This window comes from Pantoea sp. EKM21T (genome assembly GCF_011800405.1).
In the GTDB taxonomy this organism is placed as follows: domain Bacteria; phylum Pseudomonadota; class Gammaproteobacteria; order Enterobacterales; family Enterobacteriaceae; genus Pantoea; species Pantoea agglomerans.
The window spans coordinates 16,882-31,170 of sequence record NZ_JAALFV010000006.1 but is presented as its reverse complement, the minus strand read 5'-3'; the positions used below and the strand labels follow the sequence as shown (position 1 = coordinate 31,170).

General features: G+C 53.7%; 14 protein-coding genes. All 14 read left to right on the top strand.

The genetic code is table 11. The features are described from left to right. Window positions 1-84 precede the first annotated feature (84 nt). Window positions 85-936 carry a translation elongation factor Ts gene (tsf, locus tag HFD87_RS13320; RefSeq protein WP_010254097.1) on the top strand — a complete coding sequence of 284 codons (852 nt, stop codon included), beginning with the start codon at window positions 85-87 and terminating at the stop codon, window positions 934-936. 157 nt (window positions 937-1,093) lie between these two features. Then, window positions 1,094-1,819: a UMP kinase gene (gene pyrH, locus HFD87_RS13315; RefSeq protein ID WP_010254099.1), complete on the top strand. Its 726-nt coding sequence runs from the start codon at window positions 1,094-1,096 to the stop codon at window positions 1,817-1,819. 143 nt (window positions 1,820-1,962) lie between these two features. Beyond that, window positions 1,963-2,520 (top strand): ribosome recycling factor, encoded by a 558-nt coding sequence (gene frr / locus HFD87_RS13310; protein ID WP_010254103.1) that lies wholly within the window; start codon window positions 1,963-1,965, stop codon window positions 2,518-2,520. A gap of 111 nt (window positions 2,521-2,631) precedes the next feature. Next, a complete protein-coding gene (ispC, locus tag HFD87_RS13305) occupies window positions 2,632-3,828 on the top strand; it encodes a 1-deoxy-D-xylulose-5-phosphate reductoisomerase (protein WP_167423544.1) in 1,197 nt (398 codons plus the stop codon). A 181-nt stretch (window positions 3,829-4,009) separates the two neighbouring features. After that, window positions 4,010-4,762 (top strand): (2E,6E)-farnesyl-diphosphate-specific ditrans,polycis-undecaprenyl-diphosphate synthase, encoded by a 753-nt coding sequence (ispU, locus tag HFD87_RS13300; protein WP_010254107.1) that lies wholly within the window; start codon window positions 4,010-4,012, stop codon window positions 4,760-4,762. Window positions 4,763-4,780: 18 nt separating this feature from the next. After that, the gene (cdsA, locus tag HFD87_RS13295) at window positions 4,781-5,638 is read left to right on the top strand and encodes a phosphatidate cytidylyltransferase (RefSeq protein ID WP_124889710.1); all 858 of its coding nucleotides are present in this window, start codon (window positions 4,781-4,783) and stop codon (window positions 5,636-5,638) included. A gap of 12 nt (window positions 5,639-5,650) precedes the next feature. After that, the gene (rseP, locus tag HFD87_RS13290; RefSeq protein WP_010671861.1) at window positions 5,651-6,997 is read left to right on the top strand and encodes a sigma E protease regulator RseP; all 1,347 of its coding nucleotides are present in this window, start codon (window positions 5,651-5,653) and stop codon (window positions 6,995-6,997) included. Between the two features lie 51 nt (window positions 6,998-7,048). Continuing rightward, complete coding sequence (gene bamA / locus HFD87_RS13285) at window positions 7,049-9,460, top strand: outer membrane protein assembly factor BamA (protein WP_010254119.1); 2,412 nt, start codon at window positions 7,049-7,051, stop codon at window positions 9,458-9,460. Window positions 9,461-9,570: 110 nt separating this feature from the next. Continuing rightward, complete coding sequence (gene skp / locus HFD87_RS13280; protein WP_010254125.1) at window positions 9,571-10,068, top strand: molecular chaperone Skp; 498 nt, start codon at window positions 9,571-9,573, stop codon at window positions 10,066-10,068. Between the two features lie 3 nt (window positions 10,069-10,071). Beyond that, complete coding sequence (lpxD, locus tag HFD87_RS13275) at window positions 10,072-11,097, top strand: UDP-3-O-(3-hydroxymyristoyl)glucosamine N-acyltransferase (protein WP_010254128.1); 1,026 nt, start codon at window positions 10,072-10,074, stop codon at window positions 11,095-11,097. Between the two features lie 152 nt (window positions 11,098-11,249). Then, window positions 11,250-11,705, top strand: a complete 456-nt coding sequence (gene fabZ, locus HFD87_RS13270) for a 3-hydroxyacyl-ACP dehydratase FabZ (protein ID WP_003852639.1) — start codon at window positions 11,250-11,252, stop codon at window positions 11,703-11,705. A 3-nt stretch (window positions 11,706-11,708) separates the two neighbouring features. After that, a complete protein-coding gene (gene lpxA / locus HFD87_RS13265) occupies window positions 11,709-12,497 on the top strand; it encodes an acyl-ACP--UDP-N-acetylglucosamine O-acyltransferase (protein ID WP_010254134.1) in 789 nt (262 codons plus the stop codon). A gap of 3 nt (window positions 12,498-12,500) precedes the next feature. Continuing rightward, window positions 12,501-13,649, top strand: a complete 1,149-nt coding sequence (gene lpxB / locus HFD87_RS13260; RefSeq protein ID WP_010254138.1) for a lipid-A-disaccharide synthase — start codon at window positions 12,501-12,503, stop codon at window positions 13,647-13,649. Further along, entirely contained in the window at window positions 13,642-14,268 is a 627-nt protein-coding gene (rnhB, locus tag HFD87_RS13255; RefSeq protein WP_022625455.1) for a ribonuclease HII, read from the top strand. The genes lpxB and rnhB overlap by 8 nt, the downstream gene beginning before the upstream one ends. The last annotated feature ends 21 nt before the right edge of the window (window positions 14,269-14,289 follow it).

Here is a 14,289-nt window from a genome sequence, read left to right as displayed (position 1 = left end):
ACCGGACGGCGGGACAGAGTAAATTTTCCGCAAATAAGTGTCTGCTGGTGCAAACGTACACAGGCACGAACCGAGGATTCTGGAATGGCTGACATTACCGCTGCATTGGTAAAAGAACTGCGTGAGCGTACTGGCGCTGGCATGATGGATTGCAAAAAAGCGCTGACTGAAGCGAATGGCGACATTGAGCTGGCGATTGAGAACATGCGTAAGTCTGGCGCAATCAAAGCAGCGAAAAAAGCAGGCAACGTTGCTGCTGATGGCGTAATCAAAACCAAGATCGTTGGCGACTACGGCGTGATTCTGGAAGTAAACTGCCAGACTGACTTCGTTGCAAAAGATGGCGGTTTCCAGGCGTTCGCAGACAAAGTTCTGGATGTGGCTGCAGCTGATCGCGTTACCGACGTTGAAGTTCTGAAAGCGCAGTTCGAAGAAGAGCGCGTTGCACTGGTTGCTAAAATCGGTGAGAACATCAACATCCGTCGCGTTGCTATCCTGGAAGGCGCAGAGCTGGGCAGCTACCTGCACGGCGCACGTATCGGCGTTCTGGTTTCAACCAAAGGCGCTAACGAAGATCTGATCAAACAGATCGCGATGCACGTTGCGGCAAGCAAGCCTGAATTCGTTAAGCCAGAAGACGTTTCTGCTGACGTGGTTGATAAAGAGTACCAGGTTCAGCTGGACATCGCGATGCAGTCTGGCAAGCCAAAAGAGATCGCAGAGAAGATGGTTGAAGGCCGTATGAAGAAATTCACCGGCGAAGTCTCTCTGACTGGTCAGGCTTTCGTTATCGACCCAAGCAAAACCGTTGGCCAGGCTCTGAAAGAGCAGGGCGCTGACGTTATCAACTTCATCCGCTTCGAAGTTGGTGAAGGCATCGAGAAAGTTGAGTCTGACTTCGCTGCAGAAGTTGCAGCAATGTCCAAACAGTCTTAATGCTTTGAAAGAACCGCCAGATGGCGGTTCTTTTTTGTCTGTGAATCGCAACAGATACGTTTTCAGTTTCATCCCAATAGCAATTTCATTGCGGTAAGCGGATGATCGATCAGAATTTACTTCTCCTTTACACCCAATCTTCCAGGAAGAACTAACCATGGCGACCAACGCAAAACCTGTTTATCAACGTATCCTGCTTAAACTCAGCGGCGAAGCCCTGCAAGGCGCTGAAGGTTTTGGTATCGACGCGAGTGTGCTTGACCGCATGGCACAAGAGGTAAAAGAGCTGGTTGAACTGGGCATCCAGGTTGGCGTGGTGATTGGCGGAGGGAACCTGTTCCGTGGAGCGAGCCTGCAGCAGGCCGGCATGAACCGTGTTGTGGGTGACCACATGGGTATGCTGGCAACCGTGATGAACGGCCTGGCGATGCGTGATGCACTGCACCGCGCCTATGTGAATGCACGCCTGATGTCAGCGATTCCACTGAATGGCGTCTGTGACAACTACAGCTGGGCAGAAGCGATCAGCCTGCTGCGTAACAACCGCGTGGTGATCTTCTCCGCCGGTACCGGTAACCCGTTCTTCACCACTGACTCTGCAGCATGCCTGCGCGGCATTGAGATTGAAGCGGACGTCGTGCTGAAAGCGACCAAAGTGGACGGCGTCTACTCTGCGGATCCGGTGAAAAGCCCGGACGCAACGCTGTATGAGCAACTGACCTATGCTGAAGTGCTGGATCAGGAGCTGAAAGTGATGGATCTTGCGGCCTTTACCCTGGCGCGTGACCACAAATTACCTATCCGTGTTTTCAACATGAATAAGCCTGGCGCACTGCGTCGCGTAGTGATGGGTGAAAAAGAAGGCACCCTGATTACGCATTAATACCCGAGGCGAGATAAAATAAGGTATATTCTGTCAGCGCGATGATAATGCATCGCGCACCAGTCAGGATTATCGATGATTATCGATCCCGCTTCCGGTTACGCCGGAACTGGCCAGGTCAAACCGAATCCAAGGGTTTCAACGTGATTAACGACATCAAAAAAGATGCTGACACGCGCATGGAAAAATGCGTTGAAGCATTCAAAACCACCATCAGCAAAGTGCGCACCGGTCGTGCTTCACCTTCGCTGCTCGACGGCATCGTCGTCGAATATTACGGCACGCCGACGCCACTGCGTCAGCTGGCTTCTGTCACTGTGGAAGATTCACGCACGCTGAAAATCAACGTGTTTGATCGTTCACTGAGTCCGGCAGTCGAAAAAGCGATCATGAAGTCCGATCTCGGTCTGAACCCAAGTTCAGCCGGTACCGACATCCGTGTTCCGCTGCCTGCGCTGACAGAAGAGCGTCGTAAAGATCTGATTAAAATCGTGCGCGGCGAAGCCGAGCAGGGCCGTGTGTCGGTACGTAATGTCCGTCGCGATGCCAACGATAAAATCAAAGCGCTGCTGAAAGATAAAGAGATCAGCGAAGACGACGAACGTCGTGCGCAGGATGAAGTGCAAAAAATGACCGATGCGTACATCAAGAAAGTTGATGCTGCACTGTCAGAAAAAGAGACGGAGCTGATGGATTTCTAATCTCATCACTGCCGGACAAAACGCCGTACAGAGAGGTATTCGTATGAATGCGACATCTGGCGGCGTTTTACATTGTGCCTGTGGGCACGCTGACTTCACACGGATAGCTTCATGAAGCGATTAACTCTGCTGGGATCCACCGGATCAATCGGCACCAGTACGCTGGCGGTGGTGCGCGCCAACCCGGCGCTTTATCAGATTACGGCGCTGGTTGCCGGCCATAACGTGGCGCTGATGGCCGAGCAGTGTGCGGCCTTTACACCGCGCTACGCCTGCATGGCAGACGAGGCATCCGCCGCTGCGTTGCGTGAGCGACTGAGAGCAATCAGGGTCAATACTGAAGTGCTCTCCGGCGTTCAGGCAGCCTGTGAGCTGGCCGCGCTGGATGAGGTGGATCAGGTGATGGCGGCGATCGTTGGCGCATCGGGTTTGCTGCCGACGCTGGCGGCCATTCGCGCCGGAAAAACGGTGCTGCTGGCCAACAAAGAATCGCTTGTCACCTGCGGCCGTTTGTTTATGGAGGCCGTGCGTCATCATAACTCACAGTTACTACCGGTCGACAGCGAGCATAACGCCATTTTTCAGAGTTTACCGGCTACCATCCAGCATCAGTTAGGTTACGCTGACCTGCGGGATAATGGCATTGAGTCGATTATCCTTACGGGATCGGGTGGTCCTTTTCGTGACACAGATTTAGCGGATCTCAGCGCCATGTCGCCAGATCAGGCCTGTGCACATCCGAACTGGTCGATGGGGAGAAAAATCTCTGTCGATTCGGCCACCATGATGAATAAAGGTCTTGAGTACATTGAAGCCCGTTGGTTGTTTAATGCCAGCGCAGCGCAGATGGAAGTGATACTCCACCCACAGTCGGTGATTCACTCCATGGTGCGATACTGCGATGGCAGCGTGCTGGCTCAATTAGGTTCTCCTGATATGCGTACGCCGATTGCCCACAGCATGGCCTGGCCTTCGCGCATCAATGCAGGCGTGACGCCGCTGGATTTTACCCGCATGTCGGCGCTCTCCTTTGCAGAACCTGATTTTAGTCGCTACCCCTGTCTGAAACTGGCCATTGATGCCTGTGATGCAGGACAGGCGGCGACCACCACGCTGAATGCAGCCAACGAGGTTGCCGTCGCGGCTTTCCTGAATCACCAGATCCGCTTCACCGACATTGCCGCGCTAAATAGTGAGGTGATGGCGGCACAAGTGTGTCCGGAGCCGGATTCGGTGGACGCTGTCCTTGAAATCGATCGCACTGCGCGCGCGCTGGCGACAGAAATGTTGCCGCGTTTCACGTCGTGATGCCGATCGTTATGAGGCCATTTGTTCGCTTCAGGTGAAAATGATATAGTCGCTGGCTCGCGTTTCACGGTCTGTCACCGAATTCGGTGTGGCCCGGCACTGAGAGTGTGTCGGGATTTGAATCGGGCGCAATGTATTCAGAAACCACAGCATTTCTGATGAAAGGAATTGGTTAAGCGTTATGTCGTCTAACAATCACAACAACACTGATGACCAGCAGGGAAACGGTCCGCGCCACGTCGCTATCATCATGGATGGCAATGGCCGCTGGGCCAAAAATCAGGGAAAATTGCGCATTTCAGGCCACAAAGCTGGCGTTAAATCGGTACGCCGTGCCGTCAGCTTTGCGGTCAGTAACAATCTTGAAGCCCTGACGCTTTACGCCTTCAGCAGTGAAAACTGGAGTCGTCCGCCGCAGGAAGTCACCGCGTTAATGGAACTCTTTGTCTGGGCGCTTGATAGTGAAGTGAAGAGCCTGCACAAACACAATGTTCGCTTACGCGTCATTGGCGATACCAGCCGTTTCAGCCCGCGTATTCAGGAACGTATTCGCCGTTCTGAGACGCTGACCGCAAATAATAGTGGCCTGACGCTCAACATTGCTGCCAACTATGGCGGCCGTTGGGATATTATCGAAGGCGTGAAAAAACTGGCTGAACAGGTTCAGGAAGGATTACTGCGACCTGACCAGATTACCGAAGAGAGCCTGACGTCGCAGCTCTGTATGCAGGAGCTGGCGCCAGTGGATTTAGTGATAAGGACCGGGGGAGAGCATCGGATTAGCAACTTCCTGCTGTGGCAGATTGCCTATGCTGAATTCTATTTTACCGATGTGCTCTGGCCGGATTTCGATGAACACGTTTTTGAAGGTGCACTGAATGCATTCTCTCTGCGGGAGCGTCGTTTTGGCGGCGCTGCACCAGGCGGCGCCTGAGCAATCTGGGGGTAACCTTTGCTGAAGTCTCGTCTGATTACCGCGTTGATATTAATTCCGCTGGTAATAGCTGCACTGTTCTGGTTACCGCCTGTTGGCTTCGCCCTGACAACCATCGTTATCTGCATGCTGGCAGCCTGGGAATGGGGCCAGTTTGCAGGGATGGCATCACGGCAACAGCGCGTCTGGCTGGCTGTACTTTGTGGTCTGCTGCTGGCGCTGATGCAGTTTACGCTGCCACCTTATCAACACACGGTGCATCTGCCACAGATCGCGACATCGCTTTGGGCGTCGCTGGTGTGGTGGATCGTTGCACTGCTGCTGGTGCTCTCCTATCCCGCTTCTGCGGCCTTCTGGCGCCATTCGCGTCCACTTCGCTTACTCTTTGGCGTGTTAACGCTGGTCCCTTTTTTCTGGGGCATGGTGGCGCTGCGCCAGTATCACTATGACACCGACCACTTCGCCGGTGCCTGGTGGCTGCTGTTTGTGTTGCTGCTGGTATGGGGAGCGGATTCAGGTGCCTATATGTTTGGCAAGATGTTCGGCAAGCACAAGCTGGCGCCAAAGGTCTCACCAGGCAAAACCTGGGAAGGCTTCCTGGGCGGTCTGGTCACCTCGGCGCTGATTGCAGTGCTGTTTGCGACGCTGGCGCCACTGACGGTTTCCACCGGTACGCTGGTGATTTGCGCGATTATCGCGACGCTGGCCTCTGTGCTGGGCGACCTCACTGAGAGCATGTTTAAACGTGAAGCGGGCATCAAAGACAGTGGTAATCTGATTCCTGGTCACGGTGGCATTCTTGATCGTATTGATAGTCTGACTGCGGCGGTGCCGGTGTTTGCCTGTTTATTGCTGCTGGTGTTTCGCACCCTTTAAGGACAGGCAAAGATGTTGAGCATACTCTGGAGTTTCGTCGCCTTTATCGTTGCGCTGGGCGTATTAATTACCGTTCATGAGTTTGGCCATTTCTGGGTCGCTCGTCGCTGTGGCGTCAAAGTTGAGCGCTTTTCCATTGGTTTTGGTAAGTCGCTCTGGCAGCGCCGTGATCGCCACGGCACCGAATTTGTCATCGCGCTGATTCCCCTTGGCGGCTACGTTAAAATGCTCGACGAGCGTGTTGAAAGCGTGCCAGCCGAATTTCGTCATCAGGCTTTTAACAACAAAGCCGTCTGGCAACGCGCCTCCATCATTGCGGCAGGTCCTGTCGCTAATTTCATCTTTGCCATCTTTGCCTACTGGGTTGTGTTTATTCACGGCGTGCCCGGTGTGCGCCCGGTAATCGGTGAAATTTTAAACGGTTCGGTGGCTGCGGAAGCTCAAATTACGCCCGGCATGGAACTTAAGGCTGTTGACGGTATCGAAACGCCTGACTGGGATGCTGTGCGTATGGCGCTGGTGGGTAAAATCGGCGACAGCAGCACCACCTTAACAGTGGCTCGATTTGGCGAGGACGCAACCCAGCAGAAACAGCTGGATTTGCGTAACTGGCAGTTTGAGCCTGATAAGCAGGATCCGGTCGTCGCGTTAGGGATTCAGCCACGCGGTCCGCAGATTGAGACCACGCTGGCAGAAGTGCAGGCGAACTCGCCAGCCAGTGAAGCCGGTTTGCAAGCAGGCGACAGGATCGTTAAAGTCGATGGTCAGCCATTATCGCAGTGGCAGACTTTTGTCACGCAGGTCCGGGATAACCCCGGCAAAAGCATGGCGCTTGAGGTGGATCGCGGCGGTGAGTCTATTGCGCTGACGATGACGCCAGAAGCGAAATCTGGCAGTAAAGCGGGATTTGCGGGTGTCATTCCGCGCATTGTTCCTCTGCCAGAAGAGTACAAGACGGTAAGACAGTATGGCGCGTTTGCGGCTATCGGTGAGGCTAGTGTAAAAACCTGGCAACTGATGAAGCTCACCGTCTCCATGCTGGGCAAGTTAATAACCGGTGATGTGAAGCTGAACAACCTGAGCGGGCCAATTTCGATTGCGCAGGGTGCAGGGTTGTCAGCAGAGTATGGGTTGATTTACTACCTGATGTTCCTGGCGTTGATTAGCGTCAACCTGGGCATCATCAACCTGTTCCCTCTGCCGGTTTTAGATGGTGGGCACTTGCTCTTCCTGGCGATCGAAAAGATCAAGGGTGGACCGGTGTCCGAGCGAGTTCAGGACTTTAGTTATCGCATCGGTTCAATTTTACTGGTGCTGTTAATGGGGCTTGCACTTTTCAATGATTTCTCACGTTTGTAACCGCTGGAACGCGAACATTCGAGGGATGTGTTAGGAAAACGCATAACAACGATGGCGATGAAAAAGTTGCTCATAGCGTCGCTGCTGTTTAGCAGCGCCACCGTTTACGGTGCAGACGATTTCGTAGTGAAGGATATTCATTTCGAAGGGCTGCAGCGAGTCGCCGTCGGCGCGGCTCTGCTGAGCATGCCAGTACGGGTTGGCGATACGGTGAATGACGATGATGTCAGAAATACCATTCGCTCGCTGTTCGCTACTGGCAACTTTGAGGATGTTCAGGTCCTGCGAGACGGTACAACGCTGATTGTCCAGGTCAAAGAACGTCCTACCATTGCCAGCATTACCTTCACCGGTAACAAAGCGGTGAAAGAGGATCAGCTCAAACAAAATCTGGAAGCCTCAGGTGTCCGTGTCGGCGAAGCGCTGGACCGTACCACCATCTCCTCTATCGAGAAGGGACTTGAGGATTTCTACTACAGCGTAGGTAAATATACCGCCAACGTGAAAGCCGTGGTCACGCCACTGCCGCGTAACCGTGTGGATCTGAAGCTGGTCTTTACTGAAGGTGTCTCTGCAAAAATTCAGCAGATCAACATCGTCGGTAATAAAGCCTTTAGCTCCGATGAGCTGATTTCCCGCTTCCAGCTGCGCGATGAAGTGCCATGGTGGAACGTGGTCGGCGATCGTAAATATCAGAAGCAGAAACTGGCGGGTGACCTTGAAACCCTGCGCAGCTTCTATCTGGATCGTGGCTACGCACGCTTTAACATCGATTCAACGCAGGTCAGTCTGACGCCTGATAAAAAAGGCATCTACATCACGGTGAACATCACCGAAGGTGACCAGTACAAAATCGCTGGCGTGATCGTCAATGGCAGCATGGCGGGCCATTCAGCAGAAATTGAACATCTGACCAAGATTCCGGCAGGCGAGCTTTATAACGGCGCCAAAGTCACGAAAATGGAAGATGACATCAAGAAACTGCTGGGCCGCTACGGCTATGCCTATCCGCGCGTGGCAACACAGCCAGAAATCAACGACGCCGACAAAACCGTAAAACTGCATATCAATGTGGATGCAGGTAACCGTTATTATGTCCGTAACGTCCGTTTCGAAGGCAATGACACGTCGAAAGACTCCGTGTTACGTCGCGAAATGCGTCAGATGGAAGGCGCGTGGCTGGGCAGCGATCTGGTTGAACAGGGTAAAGAGCGTCTGAACCGTACCGGTTACTTTGAAACCGTTGATGTGGATACTCAGCGTGTGCCAGGTTCGCCGGACCAGGTTGACGTGGTCTACAAGGTTAAAGAGCGTAACACCGGTACCTTTAACTTCGGCGTCGGCTACGGCACCGAAAGTGGTGTGAGCTTCCAGGTCGGCGTCACGCAGGATAACTGGCTGGGCACCGGTAATACCGTGGGCATCAGCGGGACCAAGAACGATTACCAGACCTATGCTGAATTCTCGCTGACTGACCCTTACTTTACCGTTGATGGTGTCAGTCTGGGTGGTCGTCTGTTCTACAACGACTTTAAAGCAGATAACGCGGACCTTTCTGACTATACCAACAAAAGTTATGGTCTGGATGGCACGCTTGGCTTCCCGGTTAACGAAAACAACACCCTGCGTGTCGGTCTGGGCTATGTCCACAATGACCTGTCAAACATGCAGCCTCAGGTGGCGATGTGGCGTTATCTTGACTCGGTCGGCAAGCCGCAGCAGCTCAATGATGAAGGTGATTTCTCAGCAGATGACTTCACCTTTAACTACGGCTGGACTTATAACACCCTTGACCGCGGCTTCTTCCCGACGTCCGGTAACCGTACCAACCTGAACGGTAAGGTGACGATTCCGGGCTCGGATAACAGCTTCTATAAGGCCACGCTGGATACTCAGCAGTATGTGCCGATTAACCAGGATCGTACCTGGGTGCTGTTAGGCCGTGGTCGCGTAGGTTATGGCGATGGTCTCGACGGCAAAGAGATGCCGTTCTACGAGAACTTCTACGCCGGTGGTTCAAGCACCGTGCGCGGCTTCCAGTCCAACACCATTGGACCGAAAGCAGCCTACTTAAATAACAACTCGTCGAACTGCCGAATCGCCGATCCAAATGGCGTCTGTAAGTCTGACGATGCGGTGGGCGGTAACGCCATGGCGATTGCCAGCCTTGAGCTGATTACGCCAACGCCGTTCCTGAGCGAGAAGTATGCTAACTCGGTTCGTACCTCGGTGTTTGTCGATGCCGGTACAGCGTGGGATACCCATTGGGAAAATACCGCGGAAACGCGTGCGGCGGGCATTCCTGACTACAGCGATCCAAACAATATCCGTGTATCCAGCGGTGTTGCGCTACAGTGGATGTCACCGCTCGGCCCGCTGGTGTTCTCTTACGCCCAGCCGATGAAGAAAGTCGATGGAGACAAGTCAGAGCAGTTCCAGTTTAACATTGGTAAAACCTGGTAATGTTCTGAGCATGGATGCATAGCTGAAGTATTGCTGCCGGACAGCACCTGTTGCTGTTCCGGGGCAAACACTGTGTCGCTGACACAAACGTTGATGGTAAGGAGTTTATAGTGAAAAAGTTGTTGTGTGCCGCAGGTCTGGGTCTTGCTTTAGCGGTCTCCGCTGGTGTTCAGGCTGCCGACAAAATTGCAGTGGTAAACGTGTCCAGCATTTTCCAACAGTTACCGCAACGTGCGACTGTTGCTAAACAGCTGGAAAACGAGTTCAAAGGCCGTGCAACTGAGTTGCAGAGCCAGGAGCGCGATCTGCAAACCAAAATGCAGCGTCTGCAGCGTGACGGTTCTACCATGAAGGCGAGCGAACGCAGCCGTATGGAAAAAGATGTCATGTCTCAGCGTGAAGCTTTCTCTACAAAAGCCCAGTCTTTTGAGCAGGATAATCGCCGTCGTCAGATGGAAGAGCGTAACAAGCTGCTGAGCCGTATTCAGGATGCCGTGAAGAAAGTCGCTGACAGCGATGGTTACGACGTCGTGATCGACGCTAACGCGGTGGCTTATGCGTCAAACGCAAAAGACATCACTGCTGACGTGCTGAAACAGGTTAAATAATTCATGTCATCTATTCGACTGGCTGATTTAGCCCAGCAGTTGGATGCAGAATTGCACGGAGATGGCGATATCGTCATCTCCGGCATTGCTTCTATGCAATCCGCCACAACTGGCCAAATCACTTTTCTTGCAAACAGCCGTTACCGCGAGCAACTCGCCCTGATTAAGGCCTCAGCCGTGGTGCTGACGGAAGCGGATCTGGAGTGGTGCAATACCGCAGCGCTGGTGGTGAAAGATCCCTACCTGACCTATGCGCGTATGGCACAAATACTCGATACCACGCCACAGCCAGCGCAAAATATTGCCCCCAGTGCAGTGATCGATCCCTCAGCCCGACTCGGCAGCAACGTCGCCATTGGCGCCAATGCGGTGATCGAAGCGGATGTTGAGCTGGGCGATAACGTGGTCATTGGTGCAGGATGTTTTGTTGGCAAAAAAACCCGTATCGGCAGCGGTACCCGTCTCTGGGCCAACGTCTCTGTTTATCACGAAATTGAAATCGGTCAGGATTGCCTGATTCAGTCAGGTACCGTCATCGGTTCTGATGGTTTCGGCTATGCCAACGATCGTGGTAACTGGGTGAAAATCCCGCAGTTAGGCGCGGTGATAATCGGCGATCGCGTAGAAATAGGTGCCTGCACCACTATCGATCGCGGTGCGCTGGATAACACTCTGATCGGCAATGGTGTTATCATAGACAACCAGTGCCAGATCGCTCACAACGTAGTTATTGGCGACAATACTGCGGTTGCAGGCGGTGTGATCATGGCGGGTAGTTTGAAAATTGGGCGTTACTGTATGATTGGCGGTGCCAGCGTCATTAACGGCCATATGGAAATCTGTGACAAAGTAACGGTGACCGGTATGGGTATGGTCATGCGTCCTATCACAGAGCCTGGTGTCTATTCATCAGGCATTCCGCTGCAACCCAACAAAACCTGGCGCAAAACTGCAGCGCTGGTGATGAACATCGATGACATGAGCAAACGCTTAAAAGCCATCGAGCGCAAGGTCGGCAAAGACGACTAACCGCCATCCCAAAACTGACCGGCTTTCATAATAAAAATGTTAAGCAGGGAAGCCCGGCGCCACAGAACCTATTTGCGGCCTGCGGAAGATCATTTTGATCTGTGCAGGCCGTGTTATTGATGTCATCAGATTTTTAGGACAGGAAGAGTATTTTGACTACTGAAACTCATACTCTGAAAATTGAAGAGATTTTAGAGCTGCTGCCGCACCGCTATCCGTTTCTGCTGGTAGACCGCGTGCTGGAATTTGAAGAGCACAAATACCTGCGTGCAGTGAAGAACGTTTCTGTTAATGAACCGTTTTTCCAGGGGCACTTCCCTGGTAAACCGATTTTTCCTGGCGTTCTGATCCTGGAAGCGATGGCGCAGGCTACCGGTATTCTGGCGTTTAAAAGCGTAGGTAAACTGGAGCCAGGCGAACTCTACTACTTTGCCGGTATCGACAGTGCCCGTTTCAAGCGCCCTGTGGTACCAGGCGACCAAATGATCATGGAAGTCACTTTCGAGAAAACCCGCCGTGGTCTGACCCGCTTTAAAGGCGTAGCGACTGTCGACGGGAAAATCGTTTGTGAAGCGACCATGATGTGTGCCCGCAGCCGGGAGGCATAATTCGTGATTGATCCAACAGCCACTATCCATCCCAGTTCTGTCATCGAAGAGGGCGCTATTATTGGCGCCCGCGTTCACATTGGCCCGTTTTGCTTTATTGGTGCGAATGTTGAGATCGGTGAAGGAACGGTACTGAAGTCACATGTTGTGGTGAACGGCCACACGCGCATCGGTAAAGATAATCAGATTTATCAGTTCGCCTCAATTGGCGAAGTGAATCAGGATCTGAAATATGCCGGTGAGCCAACACGGGTTGAGATCGGTGATCGTAACCGCATCCGTGAAAGCGTGACGATTCATCGCGGCACCACGCAGGGTGGCCAGGTCACCACAGTGGGCAGCGATAATCTGCTGATGGTTAATGCTCACATCGCGCATGACTGCGTGATTGGCAACCGCTGTATCTTCGCCAACAACGCCACCCTGGGTGGTCACGTGACGGTCGATGATTTCGCCATTATTGGCGGCATGACAGCGGTACATCAGTGGTGCATCATCGGTGCTCACGTGATGGTTGGCGGCTGTTCGGGCGTGGCGCAGGATGTGCCGCCTTACGTTATTGCGCAGGGCAACCACGCTACGCCGTTCGGGATCAATATCGAAGGTCTCAAGCGTCGTGGCTTCAGCAAAGAGTCGTTGCACGCTATCCGCAACGCCTACAAGTTGCTCTATCGCAGCGGCAGAACGCTGGAGGAAGTGAAACCGGAGATCGAAGCCATCGCACAGCAGCACAGCGAAGTGCAACCTTTCTACGATTTCTTCACCCGTTCAACCCGTGGATTAATTCGTTAATCCATGTCAGCGCGTCCCTTAACGATTGCCCTGGTCGCCGGAGAAACCTCCGGCGATATTCTTGGTGCAGGTCTGATCCGTGCCCTGAAAGCCCGTCATCCGGATGCACGCTTTGTCGGCGTGGCGGGTCCCCTGATGCAGGCAGAAGGGTGTGAAGCCTGGTATGAGATGGAAGAGCTGGCGGTGATGGGCATTGTCGAGGTGCTCGGTCGCCTTCGACGCCTGCTGACAATCCGTCGCGATCTCACCCGGCGTTTTACCGAACTCCGACCCGATGTCTTTGTCGGGATTGATGCGCCCGATTTCAATATCACGCTGGAAGGCAATCTTAAACGCACTGGCATTCGCACTATCCACTATGTCAGCCCCTCGGTGTGGGCATGGCGGCAAAAGCGTGTCTTTAAGATTGGTCGTAACACCGACCTGGTGCTGGCGTTTCTGCCATTTGAAAAAGCTTTTTACGATCGCTATAACGTTCCCTGTCGTTTTATCGGTCACACCATGGCGGATGCCATGCCGCTGCAACCCGATAAGCTGGCTGCACGCCGTCATCTGGGCATTGCCGATGATGCGCTCTGCCTGGCCTTGCTGCCCGGCAGCCGGGGTGCGGAAGTGGAAATGCTCAGCGCCGATTTTCTGAAAACCGCTCAGTTGCTGCGTCGTCACTATCCGGCACTGGAAATCGTGGTGCCGCTGGTCAACGCCCGTCGCCGCGAACAGTTTGAGAAGATTAAAGCCGAAACCGCCCCCGAACTGCCGATGCATCTGCTTGATGGTCAGGGACGTGAGGCGATGATTGCGAGCGATGCCGCACTCCTGGCGTCAGGCACTGCCGCACTGGAGTGTATGCTGGCAAAATGCCCGATGGTCGTCGGTTATCGCATGAAGCCGGCCACCTTCTGGCTGGCGAAACGGCTGGTCAAAACCCCTTACGTCTCGCTGCCAAACCTGCTGGCAGGGCGTGAGCTGGTCAAAGAGTTACTGCAGGATGAGTGTCAGCCTGAAGCCCTGGCCGCAGCATTAGATCCGCTGCTGCATGCCGGGCCTGAGCGAGAAACACTCCTGCAGACGTTTCATGAATTACATCAACAGATCCGCTGGAACGCCGATGAGCAGGCAGCGGATGCGGTACTGGAGCTGGTGAATGCCTGATTTTATCTATCCTGTCGCCAGACTGATTGCCGGTGTGGACGAAGTGGGGCGCGGTCCGCTGGTTGGCGCGGTCGTTACTGCCGCGGTGATCCTCGATCCGGCAAACCCGATTACCGGCCTGGCCGACTCGAAGAAACTGTCTGAAAAGCGCCGCCTCGCGTTGTATGACGAAATCAAAGAGAAAGCGCTGGCATGGAGTCTGGGACGCGCAGAGCCTGAAGAGATCGATCAGCTCAACATTCTGCATGCCACTATGCTGGCGATGCAGCGCGCCGTAGCTGGCCTCGGCATTCAGCCCGATTATGTGCTGATTGATGGTAATCGTTGCCCGGCACTGCCAATGCCTTCACAGGCGGTAGTTAAAGGGGATAGTCTGGTTGCCGAAATCAGTGCAGCATCGATCATCGCCAAAGTGTCGCGTGACCAGGAGATGACCGAACTCGATCTGCTGTTCCCGCAGTATGGTTTTGCGCAGCACAAAGGTTATCCGACGGCGCTGCATATGGAAAAACTGACGCAGTATGGCGTCACGCCGCACCACCGTCGCAGTTTTGCGCCCGTTCGCAATGCGCTGCTCGATGCTGAAGTACTGGCTGCACGCCAGACCCTTACGCTTTAATAGCCTGACGCTGTTTTAACC

Excerpts from the sequence above, each read along its gene's own strand:
- pyrH (WP_010254099.1), top strand. The coding sequence starts at position 1,094 with ATGGCGACCAACGCAAAACCTGTTTATCAACGTATCCTGCTTAAACTC.
- rnhB (WP_022625455.1), top strand. The coding sequence starts at position 13,642 with ATGCCTGATTTTATCTATCCTGTCGCCAGACTGATTGCCGGTGTGGAC.
- ispC (WP_167423544.1), top strand. The coding sequence starts at position 2,632 with ATGAAGCGATTAACTCTGCTGGGATCCACCGGATCAATCGGCACCAGT.
- lpxD (WP_010254128.1), top strand. The coding sequence starts at position 10,072 with ATGTCATCTATTCGACTGGCTGATTTAGCCCAGCAGTTGGATGCAGAA.
- tsf (WP_010254097.1), top strand. The coding sequence starts at position 85 with ATGGCTGACATTACCGCTGCATTGGTAAAAGAACTGCGTGAGCGTACT.
- bamA (WP_010254119.1), top strand. The coding sequence starts at position 7,049 with ATGGCGATGAAAAAGTTGCTCATAGCGTCGCTGCTGTTTAGCAGCGCC.
- lpxB (WP_010254138.1), top strand. The coding sequence starts at position 12,501 with ATGTCAGCGCGTCCCTTAACGATTGCCCTGGTCGCCGGAGAAACCTCC.
- rseP (WP_010671861.1), top strand. The coding sequence starts at position 5,651 with ATGTTGAGCATACTCTGGAGTTTCGTCGCCTTTATCGTTGCGCTGGGC.
- ispU (WP_010254107.1), top strand. The coding sequence starts at position 4,010 with ATGTCGTCTAACAATCACAACAACACTGATGACCAGCAGGGAAACGGT.